Here is a 14683-nt window from a genome sequence, read left to right as displayed (position 1 = left end):
CGATCATGCTTGGCGATGAGGATTCTTCGGCCGCTGGCCGACACGTATGGCGGGCACATTGGCCCGCACCCGATGCAAAGGGGCTTTCGAGGGCCCCGAAAAGGAGAACGGCATGAACCAAGAGGTCATGAATCTCTTCAACCCGCAGGCGCCTGCGCAGGTGTTCGATTCCATCCGGATTTCGCTCGCCAGCCCCGAGAAGATTCTGTCCTGGTCGTTCGGCGAGATCAAGAAGCCGGAGACGATCAACTATCGTACCTTCAAGCCGGAGCGCGACGGCCTGTTCTGCGCCCGCATCTTCGGCCCGATCAAGGACTACGAGTGCTTGTGCGGCAAGTACAAGCGCATGAAGTACAAGGGCGTCATCTGCGAGAAGTGCGGCGTCGAAGTCACGCTGTCGCGCGTCCGCCGCGAGCGCATGGGCCATATCGAACTGGCCGCGCCCGTCGCCCACATCTGGTTCCTGAAGTCGCTGCCGAGCCGCATCGGCACGCTGCTCGACATGACCCTCAAGGACATCGAGCGCGTTCTCTACTTCGAGAACTACATCGTCACCGAGCCGGGCCTCACCGCGCTGAAGGAGCACCAGCTCCTCAGCGAGGAGGAGTACATGCTCGCCGTCGACGAGTATGGCGAGGACTCGTTCACCGCCATGATCGGCGCCGAGGCCATCCATGACCTGCTTGCCTCGATGGATCTCGAGAAGATCGCCGGCGACCTGCGCACCGAACTGGCCTCGACGACGTCGGAACTCAAGCAGAAGAAGTATCTCAAGCGCCTCAAGGTGGTCGAGAACTTCATGGAATCGGGCAACCGTCCCGAGTGGATGATCATGAAGGTCGTGCCGGTGATCCCGCCGGATCTGCGCCCGCTGGTCCCGCTCGACGGCGGCCGCTTCGCGACCTCCGACCTGAACGACCTCTATCGTCGCGTCATCAACCGCAACAACCGTCTGAAGCGCCTGATCGAGCTCCGCGCGCCGGGGATCATCATCCGCAACGAGAAGCGCATGCTGCAGGAGGCCGTCGACGCTCTGTTCGACAACGGCCGACGCGGCCGCGTCATCACCGGTGCCAACAAGCGTCCGCTGAAGTCGCTGTCCGACATGCTCAAGGGCAAGCAGGGTCGCTTCCGTCAGAACCTGCTCGGCAAGCGCGTCGACTATTCCGGCCGTTCGGTCATCGTGACCGGTCCGGAGCTGAAGCTGCACCAGTGCGGCCTGCCGAAGAAGATGGCGCTCGAGCTGTTCAAGCCGTTCATCTATGCCCGCCTCGACGCCAAGGGTTACTCCTCGACGGTGAAGCAGGCCAAGAAGCTGGTCGAGAAGGAGAAGCCGGAAGTCTGGGATATCCTCGACGAGGTCATCCGCGAGCATCCGGTGCTGTTGAACCGCGCGCCGACGCTGCACCGCCTGGGCATCCAGGCCTTCGAGCCCACGCTGATCGAAGGCAAGGCCATCCAGCTGCACCCGCTCGTCTGCACGGCCTTCAACGCCGACTTCGACGGTGACCAGATGGCGGTCCACGTGCCGCTGTCGCTCGAAGCGCAGCTCGAAGCCCGCGTGCTGATGATGTCGACCAACAACATCCTGCACCCGGCCTCCGGCGCGCCGATCATCGTGCCGTCGCAGGACATGGTTCTCGGTCTCTACTATCTCTCGATCGTCAACCAGAACGAGCCGGGCGAGGGCATGGTGTTCGCCGACATGGGCGAGCTGCAGCACGCGCTCGAGACCAAGGCCGTGACGCTGCACGCCAAGATCAAGGGCCGCTTCAAGACGGTCGACGCGGAAGGCAAGGAAGTGTCGAAGATCTACGACACGACGCCTGGCCGCATGATCCTCGGCGAACTGCTGCCGAAGAACGTCAACGTGCCGTTCGAGACCGCAAACCAGGAGATGACCAAGAAGAACATCTCCAAGATGATCGACACCGTCTACCGCCACTGCGGCCAGAAGGAGACGGTCATCTTCTGCGATCGCATCATGGCGCTCGGCTTTGCGCATGCCTGCCGCGCCGGCATTTCGTTCGGCAAGGACGACATGGTCATTCCGGACACCAAGCAGGGCCTGGTCGAGCAGACCGAGGCGCTCGCGAAGGAATACGAGCAGCAGTACAACGACGGCCTGATCACCCAGGGCGAGAAGTACAACAAGGTCGTCGACGCCTGGGCCAAGTGCTCGGAAAAGGTCGCCGACGAGATGATGGCGCGCATCAAGGCGGTGGAGTTCGAGGACAACGGCCGCCAGAAGCCGATGAACTCGATCTACATGATGTCGCACTCGGGTGCCCGCGGTTCGCCCACCCAGATGCGCCAGCTCGCCGGCATGCGCGGCCTCATGGCCAAGCCGTCGGGCGAAATCATCGAGACGCCGATCATCTCGAACTTCAAGGAAGGCCTCACCGTTCTCGAGTACTTCAACTCGACCCACGGCGCCCGCAAGGGTCTGGCCGACACCGCGCTCAAGACGGCGAACTCGGGCTACCTGACCCGTCGTCTCGTCGACGTGGCGCAGGACTGCATCGTCAACTCCGTCGACTGCGGCACCGACAAAGGCCTCACCATGCAGCCGATCGTCGATGCGGGCCAGATCGTCGCCTCGCTCGGCCAGCGTATCCTCGGCCGCACGGCGCTCGAGGACATCAACCACCCGGTGACCGGCGACCTGCTGGTGCAGGGCGGCAAGCTGATGGACGAGCGCGACATCGAGGTCATCGAGAAGGCCGGCGTTCAGTCCGTCCGCATCCGCTCGGCGCTCACCTGCGAAGTCAAGGTCGGCGTCTGCGCGGTCTGCTACGGTCGCGACCTGGCGCGCGGTACTCCGGTCAACCAGGGCGAGGCCGTCGGCGTCATCGCCGCGCAGTCGATCGGCGAGCCGGGCACGCAGCTCACCATGCGTACCTTCCACATGGGCGGTACCGCGCAGGTGGTGGACTCGTCGTTCCTCGAAGCCTCGTATGAAGGCACCGTGCAGGTCCGCAACCGCAACGTGGTCCGCAACTCCGACGGCAACCTCGTGGTCATGGGCCGCAACATGGCGATCCTGATCCTCGACGAGACCGGCAAGGAGCGCGCCACGCACCGCGTCACCTATGGTTCGCGTATCTTCGTGGACGACGGCGACAAGGTGAAGCGCGGCCAGCGTATCGCCGAGTGGGACCCCTACACCCGTCCGATCCTCACCGAAATCGAGGGTCGCGCGGCGTTCGAGGACCTGGTCGACGGCATCTCCGTCCAGGAAACGGCCGACGAGTCGACCGGCATCACCAAGCGCGAGGTCATCGACTGGCGGTCCACGCCACGCGGTTCCGACCTCAAGCCGGCGATCGTGGTTCAGGACGCCAAGGGCAAGGTCGGCAAGCTGTCGAAGGGCGGCGACGCCCGCTTCCTGCTCTCGGTCGAGGCCATCCTCTCGGTCGAGCCGGGCGCACATGTGAAGCCCGGCGACGTGCTGGCGCGTATCCCGATGGAAAGCGCGAAGACGAAGGACATCACCGGCGGTCTGCCGCGCGTTGCCGAACTCTTCGAGGCCCGTCGTCCGAAGGATCACGCCATCATCGCCGAGATCGACGGTACGGTCCGCTTCGGCCGCGACTACAAGAACAAGCGTCGCATCATCATCGAGCCGCATGACTCGACGCTTGAGCCGGTCGAATACCTGATCCCGAAGGGCAAGCCGTTCCATCTCCAGGACGGCGACGCGATCGAGAAGGGCGACTACATCCTCGACGGCAACCCGGCGCCGCACGACATCCTGGCGATCAAGGGCGTGGAAGCGCTTGCTTCCTACCTCGTCAACGAAATCCAGGAGGTCTACCGACTGCAGGGCGTGTCGATCAACGACAAGCACATCGAGGTCATCGTCCGTCAGATGCTGCAGAAGATCGAGATCACCGCTCAGGGCGACTCGGTCTACATCCCGGGCGATCACGTCGACGTCATCGAGTTCGACGAGATCAATGATCGCCTGATCGAGGAAGGCAAGAAGCCCGCCGAAGGTCAGCCGGTTCTGCTCGGTATCACCAAGGCATCGCTGCAGACGCCGTCCTTCATCTCGGCCGCTTCCTTCCAGGAAACGACCAGGGTGCTGACCGAGGCTGCCGTCGCCGGCAAGACCGACATGCTGCAGGGTCTCAAGGAAAACGTCATCGTCGGTCGCCTGATCCCGGCCGGCACGGGCGGCATGATGAGCCAGATCCGGCGCATCGCCACCTCGCGCGACGAGCTGATCCTCGACGAGCGCCGTAAGCTCTCGGGCGCGGAAGTGGCTGAGCCGATCCTGACCGACATGGTCAACGCCGCCCAGTAACGGGCGTCGCGATCGCGAAACTGAAAGGGGCCCTCGTGGCCCCTTTTTCTATTGTACCCTGCCGGCTTCATGCGGCTGTCAACTGCGCAGGCTATCAGCGTCCCAGTTCGAACCTGAGGTGACGCCCATGAAGATCCTGCTTGCTTCCGCCGTTGCGGCCCTGGCCATCCTTGCGCCGGTTTCTCAGTCGGCGGCCGAGACGCTCGGCAAGGCCACGCTGCTCGGCCAAATCGTCCTGCCCACCGGCCTGAAGATTGGCGGCGTCGAGTTGACGGCACGCTCGTGCGCGAATTCTCGCTCCCCGAGGCTTATCTGCCGAATCCCGACAAGACCCGCGGCGTGCGCAACAACCTGGCGTTCGAGGCCATGAGCATCTCGGCTGACGGCAAGACGCTGCTGGTCGGTACCGAAAATGCGCTGGCCCAGGATGGCGACAAGGCTACGCTCGAGGCAGGCAGCCGCGCCCGGATACTCGCCTTCGACATCGCCAGCGGCGAAGTCACCGCCGAATATGCCTACGACACCGGCCCGATATTCGCCAAGGCGACCCAGGATCCATTCTGGAACGACAACGGCTTGTCCGAATTCGTCGCCAAGGGCGACGGCGACCTGCTGACGGTCGAACGCTCCTTCGCGCTCGGTATCGGCAACGAGATCAATCTCTTCACCACATCGCTGATCGGAGCCCCGGATGTGAAGGGTACGGCCTCACTTGCCGGCGCCACGGCGACACCGCTGTCCAAGGATCATTTTCTCAAGCTGGGCGAGGGCGACTTCGGGCTGGACGTCGACAACGTCGAAGCGATCAGCTGGGGACCGGAAGTGGGCGGCCGGAAGACCTTTGTCATTGCGTCCGACAACAACTTCAACCCGGTGCAGTTCACCCAGTTCGTTGTCTTCCAGTTGGACGGCGCCACTGACTGAGGGAGGTCAGGGCCGCGAAGGTGAGGGGCCGCTGCAAGCGGGCAGGCGGCCCTCGTTCCGGTTGTTACAGCGGTTCGTTGAACGTGACGATCGACACTTCGCCCTCGAGGGCCCCCTGATAGGCCGAGATGTGTGGCTCGTCGTCGGGCTCGCCCTGCATGTCGCCGATCTGGTCGAGTTCGGCTTCGGCATAGCCTTCCTTGGCGAGCGCCTCGAGCGCGGAGCGCACGGCAGAATCGTCGTCGGGGGCGACCAGCATGATGTGCACGCCTTCGGGCTGGCCACCCTTGCGCCGCCAGACCCGCCCCGTGATGATCGTTACCGGGCGTTCTTCGTTGTCGTTCATGGCTGATTCCTTGGTCCAGGTAGGCAGGCGAGGGGATTCGCCCCTGTTTCCCCGACTTTCGCACGAAGGTCGGGTGCAAGACAGGCCAAAGCGCGTTACAAACGAAGCATTAACCCTTGTTGCAGCGCAATAAAGTTGCGCTGGGCCGCCTGCGGCCCGGCAGAGCCCTTATTCCTTAAGGATTTTGGCGCTTCGGGGTTGACGCTAGGCGGTCATGCGAGTAGAAGCCGCGACGTCTGAGCCGATGTGAGGTTGGCTTTTCCGAGGCGACGCGCCTTGGAGTTTTCCTCAAACAGGGTTCGTTTTACGAGCGAAATGACATTTCTGTCGTGCATGAAGCGGTCTCGCTTCCTCTGCGGTTTGTTCGGGCAGGACCGCGCTTTGCGGTTTACGGCCCGAATTTGCGTATGGAAATGCCCAGAAATGTCGCTAGCAGCCGCCCCGAACGGGCTTGAGACACGGAATTTGAGAGACAAGAGGGTTTAATGCCTACCGTCAACCAGCTGATCCGCAAGCCGCGCATTGCGCCGGTGAAGCGTAATAAGGTTCCGGCCATGCAGGCCAACCCGCAGAAGCGTGGCGTTTGCACGCGCGTCTACACGACGACGCCGAAGAAGCCGAACTCCGCTCTGCGCAAGGTCGCGAAGATTCGCCTGACCAACGGCTTTGAAGTGATCGGCTACATCCCTGGCGAAGGTCATAACCTCCAGGAGCACTCCGTGGTCATGATCCGCGGCGGCCGCGTGAAGGACCTTCCGGGTGTGCGCTATCACATCATCCGCGGCGTGCTCGACACCCAGGGCGTGAAGAATCGCAAGCAGCGCCGTTCGAAGTATGGTGCGAAGCGTCCGAAGTAATTCGGGTTCTGCAGTTTGGGTGCTGCGCGAGGTTCTCCGCGTAATAGAGCGCCAGTCAAAGTTTGAGAGACAAGAGCTATGTCCCGTCGTCACAGTGCAGATAAGCGCGAAATCAACCCGGATCCCAAGTTCGGCGATCTGGTCATCACCAAGTTCATGAACGCCGTCATGTATGACGGCAAGAAGTCGGTCGCCGAGACGATCGTCTATGGTGCGCTCGACCAGGTGCAGTCCAAGACCAAGCAGGAGCCGGTTGCCGTCTTCCATCAGGCGCTCGACAACGTCGCGCCGCACGTGGAAGTGCGCTCGCGTCGCGTCGGCGGTGCAACCTACCAGGTTCCGGTCGATGTGCGCCCCGAGCGCCGTCAGGCCCTCGCCATTCGCTGGCTGATCACCGCCGCTCGCAACCGCAACGAGACCACCATGGTCGACCGCCTCTCCGGCGAGCTCCTTGACGCGGCCAACAACCGCGGCACCGCCGTGAAGAAGCGTGAAGACACCCACAAGATGGCGGAAGCCAACCGCGCCTTCGCGCACTACCGCTGGTAACGGCGCGAACGAACGACTGAGAGGCACCTCCCATGGCCCGCGAATATAAGATCGAAGACTACCGCAATTTCGGTATCATGGCGCACATCGACGCCGGTAAGACCACGACGACCGAGCGCATCCTGTATTACACGGGCAAGTCGCACAAGATCGGCGAAGTCCATGACGGCGCTGCCACCATGGACTGGATGGAGCAGGAGCAGGAGCGCGGCATCACCATCACGTCGGCTGCCACCACGACCTTCTGGAAGGGCCGTGACGGCAAGCAGCGCCGCTTCAACATCATCGACACCCCCGGCCACGTCGACTTCACCATCGAAGTCGAGCGTTCGCTGCGCGTGCTCGACGGCGCCATCGCGCTGCTCGACGCCAACGCCGGTGTCGAGCCGCAGACCGAGACCGTGTGGCGCCAGGCGGACAAGTACAACGTCCCGCGCATGATCTTCTGCAACAAGATGGACAAGATCGGCGCGGACTTCTACCGCTCCTACGAGATGATCAAGACCCGCCTGGGCGCCACGGCCGTTGCCGTTCAGCTGCCGATCGGCGCCGAGTCCGAGTTCAAGGGCGTCGTCGACCTGATCGAGATGAAGGCCCTGGTGTGGCGCGACGAATCGCTCGGCGCTGCCTGGGACGTCGTCGAGATCCCGGCGGATCTGCAGGCCAAGGCCGAGGAGTTCCGTGAGAAGATGATCGAGACCGCCGTCGAGATGGACGAGCAGGCTCTCGAGAACTACCTCGAAGGCAAGATGCCGTCGAACGACGAACTGCGCGCGCTGATCCGCAAGGGCACCATCGCGGTCAAGTTCTTCCCGATGTTCTGTGGCTCGGCCTTCAAGAACAAGGGCGTCCAGCCGCTGCTCGACGGCGTCGTCGAGTTCCTGCCGTCGCCGGTCGACGTGCCCGCCATCAAGGGCATCGACCCGAAGAACGAAGCCGAGATCGAGCGTCATTCGTCGGACGACGAGCCGCTGTCGATGCTCGCCTTCAAGATCATGAACGATCCGTTCGTCGGCTCGCTCACCTTCTGCCGCATCTATTCCGGCAAGGTGACCAAGGGTGCTTCGCTCGAAAACACCGTCAAGGGCAAGAAGGAGCGTCTCGGCCGCATGCTGCAGATGCACTCCAACTCCCGCGCCGACATCGAAGAGGCTTTCGCCGGCGACATCGTCGCTCTGGCCGGCCTCAAGGAGACCACCACCGGCGATACGCTCTGCGACCCGCTGAACCCGGTCATCCTCGAGCGCATGGAGTTCCCGGAGCCGGTCATCCAGATCGCCATCGAGCCGAAGACCAAGGGCGACCAGGAGAAGATGGGCCTCGCGCTCAACCGTCTCGCCGCCGAGGATCCGTCCTTCCGCGTCAAGTCGGACGAAGAGTCGGGCCAGACCATCATCGCCGGCATGGGCGAGCTTCACCTCGACATCATCGTCGACCGCATGAAGCGTGAGTTCAAGGTCGAAGCCAACGTCGGCGCCCCGCAGGTCGCCTACCGCGAAACGATCACGCGTTCGTTCGAGCAGGACTACACCCACAAGAAGCAGACGGGTGGTACCGGTCAGTTCGCCCGCGTCAAGCTGGTGTTCGAACCCAACACCGAGAGCGAGGACTTCGCATTCGAGTCCAAGGTCATCGGCGGTTCGGTTCCGAAGGAATACATCCCGGGCGTCGAGAAGGGCATCCGCAGCGTTCTGTCGTCGGGCCCGTTCGCTGGCTTCCCGATGATCGGCGTCAAGGCGACGCTCATCGACGGTGCCTACCACGACGTCGACTCGTCGGTTCTCGCCTTCGAAATCGCTTCCCGTGCAGCTCTGCGCGAGGCCGCTCCGAAGCTGGGCGTCCAGCTGCTCGAGCCGGTCATGAAGGTCGAAGTCGTGACGCCGGAAGACTACGTCGGCAACGTCATCGGCGACCTCAACAGCCGCCGCGGCCAGATCCAGGGTCAGGAGACCCGCGGTATCGCCGTCGTCGTCAACGCCATGGTTCCGCTGGCGAACATGTTCAAGTACGTGGACAGCCTGCGCTCGATGTCGCAGGGCCGTGCGCAGTACACGATGCAGTTCGACCACTATGAGCCGGTGCCGACCGCGGTCGCTCAGGAAGTTCAAAAGAAATACGCGTAATTCCAAGGAATTGCAGCGGTTCGTTAATTCAACGCCCTTATCGGGCTAGCAGGAATGGAGACCTCACATGGCAAAAGGTAAATTCGAGCGTACGAAGCCTCATGTGAACATTGGCACGATTGGTCACGTCGACCATGGCAAGACGTCGCTGACGGCGGCGATCACGAAGTATTTCGGCGAGTTCAAGGCCTACGACCAGATCGACGCGGCCCCTGAAGAGAAGGCGCGCGGCATCACGATCTCGACGGCGCACGTCGAATACGAGACGGCGGCCCGCCACTATGCGCACGTCGACTGCCCCGGCCACGCCGACTACGTCAAGAACATGATCACCGGTGCCGCCCAGATGGACGGCGCGATCCTGGTGGTTTCGGCCGCCGACGGCCCGATGCCGCAGACCCGCGAGCACATCCTGCTCGCCCGTCAGGTCGGCGTTCCGGCTCTGGTGGTGTTCCTCAACAAGGTCGACCTGGTCGACGACGCCGAGCTTCTGGAGCTGGTCGAGCTCGAGGTTCGCGAGCTTTTGTCGAAGTACGAGTTCCCCGGCGACGACATTCCGATGATCAAGGGTTCGGCCGTCGCCGCGCTCAACGACTCGGACAAGAAGATCGGCGAAGACGCGGTGCGCGAGCTGATGGCCGCCGTCGACGCCTACATCCCGACGCCTGAGCGTCCGATCGACAAGCCGTTCCTGATGCCGATCGAGGACGTGTTCTCGATCTCGGGCCGCGGCACGGTCGTGACCGGCCGCGTCGAGCGCGGCATCGTCAAGGTCGGCGAGGAACTCGAGATCGTCGGCATCCGTCCGACGGCGAAGACGACCTGCACGGGCGTCGAGATGTTCCGCAAGCTGCTCGACCAGGGCCAGGCCGGCGACAACATCGGCGCGCTGCTGCGCGGCGTCGACCGTGAGGGCGTCGAGCGCGGCCAGGTCCTGGCCAAGCCGGGCACCGTCAAGCCGCACAAGAAGTTCAAGGCCGAGGCCTACATCCTGACCAAGGAAGAGGGTGGCCGTCACACGCCGTTCTTCACCAACTACCGTCCGCAGTTCTACTTCCGCACGACGGACGTGACCGGCATCGTGACGCTGCCGGAAGGCACCGAGATGGTGATGCCGGGCGACAACATCACGGTCGACGTCGAACTGATCGTGCCGATCGCCATGGAAGAGAAGCTCCGCTTCGCCATCCGTGAAGGCGGCCGCACCGTCGGCGCCGGCATCGTCGCCTCGATCGTCGAGTAAGTTGGATTAATCGATCTGTCGCGGGCGGGAATACGCCCGCGCCGCGCCAGAACAAGGAATTGACTGATGAACGGACAGAATATCCGCATCCGCCTGAAAGCGTTTGATCACCGAGTGCTCGACGCCTCGACGCGCGAAATCGTGTCGACCGCAAAGCGCACCGGCGCCAACGTTCGCGGCCCCATTCCGCTGCCGACGCGGATTGAGAAGTTCACGGTGAACCGCTCGCCGCACGTCGACAAGAAGAGCCGCGAGCAGTTCGAGATGCGCACCCACAAGCGTCTTCTCGACATCGTCGATCCGACCCCGCAGACCGTCGACGCTCTGATGAAGCTCGACCTCGCCGCCGGTGTCGACGTCGAAATCAAGCTCTGAGAGCTAACATGAGCCGGAAGGGTCAAACCGGACGGCTCCTCTGAAGGAAAACGAACCGATGCGTTCAGGTGTTATTGCACAGAAGGTGGGAATGACGCGCGTCTACAACGACGCCGGCGAGCACGTTCCCGTCACCGTTCTCCGCATGGAGAACTGCCAGGTCGTGGCGCAGCGCACGCAGGAGAAGAACGGCTACACCGCCGTCCAGCTCGGCGTCGGCCTCGCCAAGGTGAAGAATACGTCGAAGGCCATGCGCGGTCATTTTGCCGCTGCCTCGGTCGAGCCCAAGTCGAAGGTCGCGGAGTTCCGCGTGTCCGCCGACAACATGCTCGACGTTGGCGCCGAGATCACCGTCGATCACTTCGTCGCCGGCCAGAAGGTCGACGTCACCGGCACTTCGACCGGTAAGGGCTTCCAGGGTGTCATCAAGCGCCACAATTTCGGTGGTGGCCGCGCGACCCACGGTAACTCGCTGTCGCACCGCGTTCACGGTTCGACCGGTCAGCGCCAGGACCCGGGCAAGGTGTTCAAGGGCAAGAAGATGGCCGGCCACATGGGCGACGTTCGCGTCACCACCCAGAACGTCGAAGTCGTCTCGACCGACCTCGATCGCGGCCTGATCCTGATCCGCGGCGCGGTTCCGGGCACGAAGGGCGCATGGATCCTGGTGCGCGACGCCGCCAAGGTGGCGCTGCCGGAGAACGCGCCGAAGCCGGCCGCGATCCGCGCTGCCAACAAACAGGCTCCGGCCAACGAGGGAGCGGAATAATGGACCTCAAGATTACCACCCTCGCAGGCAAGGATGCCGGCAAGGTGAAGCTCTCCGACGAGATCTTCGGCCTTGATCCGCGCGAAGACATCCTGCAGCGCGTCGTGCGCTGGCAGCTCGCCAAGAAGCAGCAGGGCACCCATCAGGCCAAGGGCCGTGCGGACATCGCACGCACCGGCGCCAAGATGTACAAGCAGAAGGGTACGGGCCGCGCCCGTCACTCCTCGGCTCGCGCTCCGCAGTTCCGCGGCGGCGGCAAGGCCCACGGCCCGGTCGTCCGCAGCCACGAGCACGATCTTCCCAAGAAGGTCCGCGCTCTCGGCATCAAGCACGCGCTCTCGGCCAAGGCCAAGGCGTCGAACCTGATCATCGTCGACGAGCTGAAGCTCGACGAGGCGAAGACGAAGGCCCTGGTCGCGAATTTCGCGGCGCTCGGCCTGAGCAACGCCCTGGTGATCGGCGGCGCCGAGCTTGACCAGAACTTCAAGCGCGCGGCGACGAACATCCCGAACATCGATGTCCTGCCGATCCAGGGCATCAACGTCTACGACATTCTGCGCCGCGGCACGCTGGTCCTTTCGAAGGCCGCCGTCGAGGCTCTCGAGGAGCGCTTCAAATGACGGATCTCCGCCACTACGACGTGATCGTGAGCCCCGCGATCACCGAAAAGTCGACCATGGCTTCCGAGCACAACCAGGTCGTCTTCAACGTCGCCAAGAAGGCGAGCAAGCCTGAGATCAAGGCTGCCGTCGAAGCGCTGTTCGGCGTGAAGGTGACTTCCGTGAACACCCTGGTCCGCAAGGGCAAGGTGAAGCGCTTCCGCGGCACGATCGGCCGCCAGAGCGACGTCAAGAAGGCGGTAGTGACGCTGGCCGACGGCCAGTCGATCGACGTCGCGACGGGTCTCTGAGCAAGGTCGCGAGGACAGGACAATGGCACTTAAGAAATTCAAGCCAGTAACGCCGAGCACCCGCCAGCTGGTCATCGTCGACCGCTCGGGCCTCTACAAGGGCAAGCCCGTCAAGGGCCTGACCGAGGGCCTGACCAAGTCGGGCGGCCGCAACAACTACGGTCGCATCACCGCCCGCTTCATCGGCGGTGGTCACAAGCGTTCGTACCGCATCATCGACTTCAAGCGTCGCAAGTTCGACGTGGTCGGCACGGTCGAGCGTCTCGAATACGACCCGAACCGCACCGCCTTCATCGCGCTGATCAAGTACGACGACGGTGAGCTGAGCTACATCATCGCTCCGCAGCGCCTGCAGGCTGGCGACAAGATCATCGCCGGCGAGCAGGTCGACGTGAAGCCGGGCAACGCGATGCCGCTCGGTTCGATGCCGGTGGGCACGATCGTCCACAACATCGAGCTGAAGCCGGGTAAGGGCGGCCAGGTCGCCCGTTCGGCCGGTGCATACGCCCAGCTCGTCGGCCGCGACCAGGGCATGGCGATCCTTCGCCTCAACTCGGGTGAGCAGCGCGTCGTTCACGGCTCTTGCATGGCCACCGTTGGTGCCGTGTCCAACCCGGACCACGGCAACATCAACGACGGCAAGGCTGGTCGTACCGTCTGGCGTGGCAAGCGTCCGCACAATCGCGGCGTCACCATGAACCCGGTCGACCATCCGCACGGCGGTGGTGAAGGCCGTACTTCCGGTGGTCGCCATCCGGTGACCCCGTGGGGCAAGCCCACCAAGGGCAAGAAGACGCGGTCCAACAAGGCGACCGACAAGTTCATCGTTCGCTCGCGTCATCTGCGCAAGAGCTAATAAGAGGTAAGCCCAGTGACTCGTTCAGTCTGGAAAGGCCCATTCATCGACGGCTATCTGCTCAAGAAGGCAGACAAGGTGCGTGAAGGCGGCCGTAATGAGGTGATCAAGATGTGGAGCCGTCGCTCCACCATCCTGCCGCAGTTCGTCGGTCTCACCTTCGGTGTCTACAACGGCCAGAAGCACGTCCCGGTCTCCGTGAACGAGGACATGGTCGGCCACAAGTTCGGTGAGTTCGCTCCCACCAGGACCTACTACGGTCACGGCGCGGACAAGAAGGCGAAGAGGAAGTAACATGGGCAAGGCCAAAGCTCCGCGCAGGCTTGCTGACAACGAGGCACGTGCAGTCCTCCGCACGATCCGCGTCAGCCCGCAGAAGCTCAACCTGGTTGCCGCGCTGATCCGCGGCAAGAAGGTTGGCACCGCGCTGTCCGATCTGGAATTTTCGCGCAAGCGCATCGCCGGTACGGTCAAGAAGACCCTCGAATCGGCTATCGCCAACGCCGAGAACAATCACGACCTGGACGTCGACGCACTGGTCGTGGCGGAAGCCTATGTCGGCAAGTCGATCGTCATGAAGCGTTTCCACGCTCGTGGCCGTGGTCGCGCCAGCCGCATCGAGAAGCCGTTCTCGCACCTCACGATCGTCGTTCGTGAAGTCGAAGAAAAAGGGGAGGCCGCATAATGGGCCAGAAAATCAATCCGATTGGTCTCCGCCTCGGCATCAACCGCACGTGGGACTCGCGCTGGTACGCCAACACCGGCGAATACGGCCAGCTGCTGCACGAGGACATCAAGATCCGCAAGTATCTTGAGGCCGAGCTGAAGCAGGCTGCGATCTCCAAGATCGTCATCGAGCGGCCGCACAAGAAGTGCCGCGTGACCATCCACGCCGCCCGTCCGGGCCTGATCATCGGCAAGAAGGGCGCCGACATCGAGAAGCTTCGCAAGAAGCTGACCGAGATGACCCGCTCGGAGACGCACCTCAACATCGTCGAGGTGCGCAAGCCGGAGACCGACGCGACGCTGGTCGCGCAGTCGATCGCCCAGCAGCTCGAGCGCCGCATCGCCTTCCGTCGCGCCATGAAGCGCGCCGTGCAGTCGGCCATGCGTCTCGGCGCCGAGGGCATCCGTATCAACTGCTCGGGCCGTCTCGGCGGCGCTGAAATCGCTCGCATGGAGTGGTACCGCGAAGGCCGCGTGCCGCTGCACACGCTGCGCGCCGACGTCGACTACGGCACGGCCGAAGCCCAGACCGCCTATGGCATCTGCGGCGTCAAGGTGTGGGTGTTCAAGGGCGAGATCCTCGAGCACGACCCGATGGCTTCCGAGCGTCGCGCAACCGAAGGCGATCATTCGCACGCTGGCGAGCGTCCCGAGCGTCGCCGTCGCGAAAACGCCTGATACGCATAGGAATTTGGA

General features: G+C 63.3%; 16 protein-coding genes. 15 read left to right on the top strand and 1 reads right to left on the bottom strand.

The annotated features are described in order from the left end of the window. Positions 1-112: 112 nt before the first annotated feature. The 3 genes from rpoC to J2X50_RS11565 all read left to right on the top strand — a co-directional run bounded on the left by rpoC (position 113) and on the right by J2X50_RS11565 (position 5233). Positions 113-4309 (top strand): DNA-directed RNA polymerase subunit beta', encoded by a 4197-nt coding sequence (gene rpoC / locus J2X50_RS11575; protein WP_429094933.1) that lies wholly within the window; start codon positions 113-115, stop codon positions 4307-4309. 127 nt (positions 4310-4436) lie between these two features. Next, positions 4437-4679 carry a hypothetical protein gene (locus J2X50_RS11570; protein ID WP_429095137.1) on the top strand — a complete coding sequence of 81 codons (243 nt, stop codon included), beginning with the start codon at positions 4437-4439 and terminating at the stop codon, positions 4677-4679. Further along, the gene (locus tag J2X50_RS11565; protein ID WP_429094931.1) at positions 4592-5233 is read left to right on the top strand and encodes an esterase-like activity of phytase family protein; all 642 of its coding nucleotides are present in this window, start codon (positions 4592-4594) and stop codon (positions 5231-5233) included. Before J2X50_RS11570 ends, J2X50_RS11565 begins: the two co-directional genes overlap by 88 nt. A 64-nt stretch (positions 5234-5297) precedes the next feature. Here J2X50_RS11565 and J2X50_RS11560 read toward each other — a convergent pair whose 3' ends face one another. Beyond that, a complete protein-coding gene (locus tag J2X50_RS11560) occupies positions 5298-5579 on the bottom strand; it encodes a transcriptional regulator (RefSeq protein WP_347966239.1) in 282 nt (93 codons plus the stop codon). A 485-nt stretch (positions 5580-6064) separates the two neighbouring features. Here J2X50_RS11560 and rpsL point away from each other — a divergent pair, with 485 nt between their 5' ends. The 12 genes from rpsL (at position 6065) to rpsC (ending at position 14665) form a co-directional block, all read left to right on the top strand. Beyond that, positions 6065-6436, top strand: a complete 372-nt coding sequence (gene rpsL, locus J2X50_RS11555; protein ID WP_008837709.1) for a 30S ribosomal protein S12 — start codon at positions 6065-6067, stop codon at positions 6434-6436. Positions 6437-6514: 78 nt separating this feature from the next. Further along, the gene (rpsG, locus tag J2X50_RS11550; RefSeq protein ID WP_429094928.1) at positions 6515-6985 is read left to right on the top strand and encodes a 30S ribosomal protein S7; all 471 of its coding nucleotides are present in this window, start codon (positions 6515-6517) and stop codon (positions 6983-6985) included. A gap of 32 nt (positions 6986-7017) precedes the next feature. Then, complete coding sequence (gene fusA / locus J2X50_RS11545; protein WP_429094926.1) at positions 7018-9108, top strand: elongation factor G; 2091 nt, start codon at positions 7018-7020, stop codon at positions 9106-9108. Positions 9109-9175: 67 nt separating this feature from the next. Beyond that, the gene (gene tuf / locus J2X50_RS11540) at positions 9176-10351 is read left to right on the top strand and encodes an elongation factor Tu (protein ID WP_429094922.1); all 1176 of its coding nucleotides are present in this window, start codon (positions 9176-9178) and stop codon (positions 10349-10351) included. Between the two features lie 66 nt (positions 10352-10417). Beyond that, positions 10418-10726, top strand: coding sequence for a 30S ribosomal protein S10 (gene rpsJ / locus J2X50_RS11535; RefSeq protein ID WP_006205468.1), 309 nt, complete (start codon positions 10418-10420; stop codon positions 10724-10726). 58 nt (positions 10727-10784) lie between these two features. Beyond that, a complete protein-coding gene (gene rplC, locus J2X50_RS11530; RefSeq protein WP_340039518.1) occupies positions 10785-11495 on the top strand; it encodes a 50S ribosomal protein L3 in 711 nt (236 codons plus the stop codon). Continuing rightward, complete coding sequence (gene rplD / locus J2X50_RS11525) at positions 11495-12115, top strand: 50S ribosomal protein L4 (protein ID WP_347966235.1); 621 nt, start codon at positions 11495-11497, stop codon at positions 12113-12115. Before rplC ends, rplD begins: the two co-directional genes overlap by 1 nt. Continuing rightward, positions 12112-12405, top strand: a complete 294-nt coding sequence (locus tag J2X50_RS11520) for a 50S ribosomal protein L23 (RefSeq protein ID WP_340039522.1) — start codon at positions 12112-12114, stop codon at positions 12403-12405. The genes rplD and J2X50_RS11520 overlap by 4 nt, the downstream gene beginning before the upstream one ends. 22 nt (positions 12406-12427) lie before the next feature. After that, on the top strand, positions 12428-13261 hold the full coding sequence (gene rplB, locus J2X50_RS11515) for a 50S ribosomal protein L2 (RefSeq protein WP_429094918.1): 834 nt from the start codon (positions 12428-12430) through the stop codon (positions 13259-13261). 15 nt (positions 13262-13276) lie between these two features. Then, positions 13277-13555, top strand: coding sequence for a 30S ribosomal protein S19 (rpsS, locus tag J2X50_RS11510; RefSeq protein ID WP_035032279.1), 279 nt, complete (start codon positions 13277-13279; stop codon positions 13553-13555). Between the two features lies 1 nt (position 13556). Beyond that, positions 13557-13946, top strand: coding sequence for a 50S ribosomal protein L22 (gene rplV, locus J2X50_RS11505; protein ID WP_019171222.1), 390 nt, complete (start codon positions 13557-13559; stop codon positions 13944-13946). After that, complete coding sequence (gene rpsC, locus J2X50_RS11500; protein WP_340039529.1) at positions 13946-14665, top strand: 30S ribosomal protein S3; 720 nt, start codon at positions 13946-13948, stop codon at positions 14663-14665. The genes rplV and rpsC overlap by 1 nt, the downstream gene beginning before the upstream one ends. The last annotated feature ends 18 nt before the right edge of the window (positions 14666-14683 follow it).

This window comes from Aminobacter sp. BE322 (assembly GCF_050433525.1).
GTDB lineage: Bacteria > Pseudomonadota > Alphaproteobacteria > Rhizobiales > Rhizobiaceae > Aminobacter.
The sequence above is the reverse complement of the archived record's forward strand: the minus strand, read 5'-3'. Positions and strand labels throughout refer to the sequence as shown.

What these genes read in the sequence shown, in the direction of transcription:
- rplB (WP_429094918.1), top strand. Translation starts at nt 12,428, where the DNA reads ATGGCACTTAAGAAATTCAAGCCAGTAACGCCGAGCACCCGCCAGCTG.
- tuf (WP_429094922.1), top strand. Translation starts at nt 9,176, where the DNA reads ATGGCAAAAGGTAAATTCGAGCGTACGAAGCCTCATGTGAACATTGGC.
- rplC (WP_340039518.1), top strand. Translation starts at nt 10,785, where the DNA reads ATGCGTTCAGGTGTTATTGCACAGAAGGTGGGAATGACGCGCGTCTAC.
- rplV (WP_019171222.1), top strand. Translation starts at nt 13,557, where the DNA reads ATGGGCAAGGCCAAAGCTCCGCGCAGGCTTGCTGACAACGAGGCACGT.
- rpsC (WP_340039529.1), top strand. Translation starts at nt 13,946, where the DNA reads ATGGGCCAGAAAATCAATCCGATTGGTCTCCGCCTCGGCATCAACCGC.
- rplD (WP_347966235.1), top strand. Translation starts at nt 11,495, where the DNA reads ATGGACCTCAAGATTACCACCCTCGCAGGCAAGGATGCCGGCAAGGTG.
- rpsJ (WP_006205468.1), top strand. Translation starts at nt 10,418, where the DNA reads ATGAACGGACAGAATATCCGCATCCGCCTGAAAGCGTTTGATCACCGA.
- rpoC (WP_429094933.1), top strand. Translation starts at nt 113, where the DNA reads ATGAACCAAGAGGTCATGAATCTCTTCAACCCGCAGGCGCCTGCGCAG.
- J2X50_RS11570 (WP_429095137.1), top strand. Translation starts at nt 4,437, where the DNA reads ATGAAGATCCTGCTTGCTTCCGCCGTTGCGGCCCTGGCCATCCTTGCG.
- rpsL (WP_008837709.1), top strand. Translation starts at nt 6,065, where the DNA reads ATGCCTACCGTCAACCAGCTGATCCGCAAGCCGCGCATTGCGCCGGTG.
- J2X50_RS11560 (WP_347966239.1), bottom strand. Translation starts at nt 5,579, where the DNA reads ATGAACGACAACGAAGAACGCCCGGTAACGATCATCACGGGGCGGGTC.
- fusA (WP_429094926.1), top strand. Translation starts at nt 7,018, where the DNA reads ATGGCCCGCGAATATAAGATCGAAGACTACCGCAATTTCGGTATCATG.
- rpsG (WP_429094928.1), top strand. Translation starts at nt 6,515, where the DNA reads ATGTCCCGTCGTCACAGTGCAGATAAGCGCGAAATCAACCCGGATCCC.
- J2X50_RS11520 (WP_340039522.1), top strand. Translation starts at nt 12,112, where the DNA reads ATGACGGATCTCCGCCACTACGACGTGATCGTGAGCCCCGCGATCACC.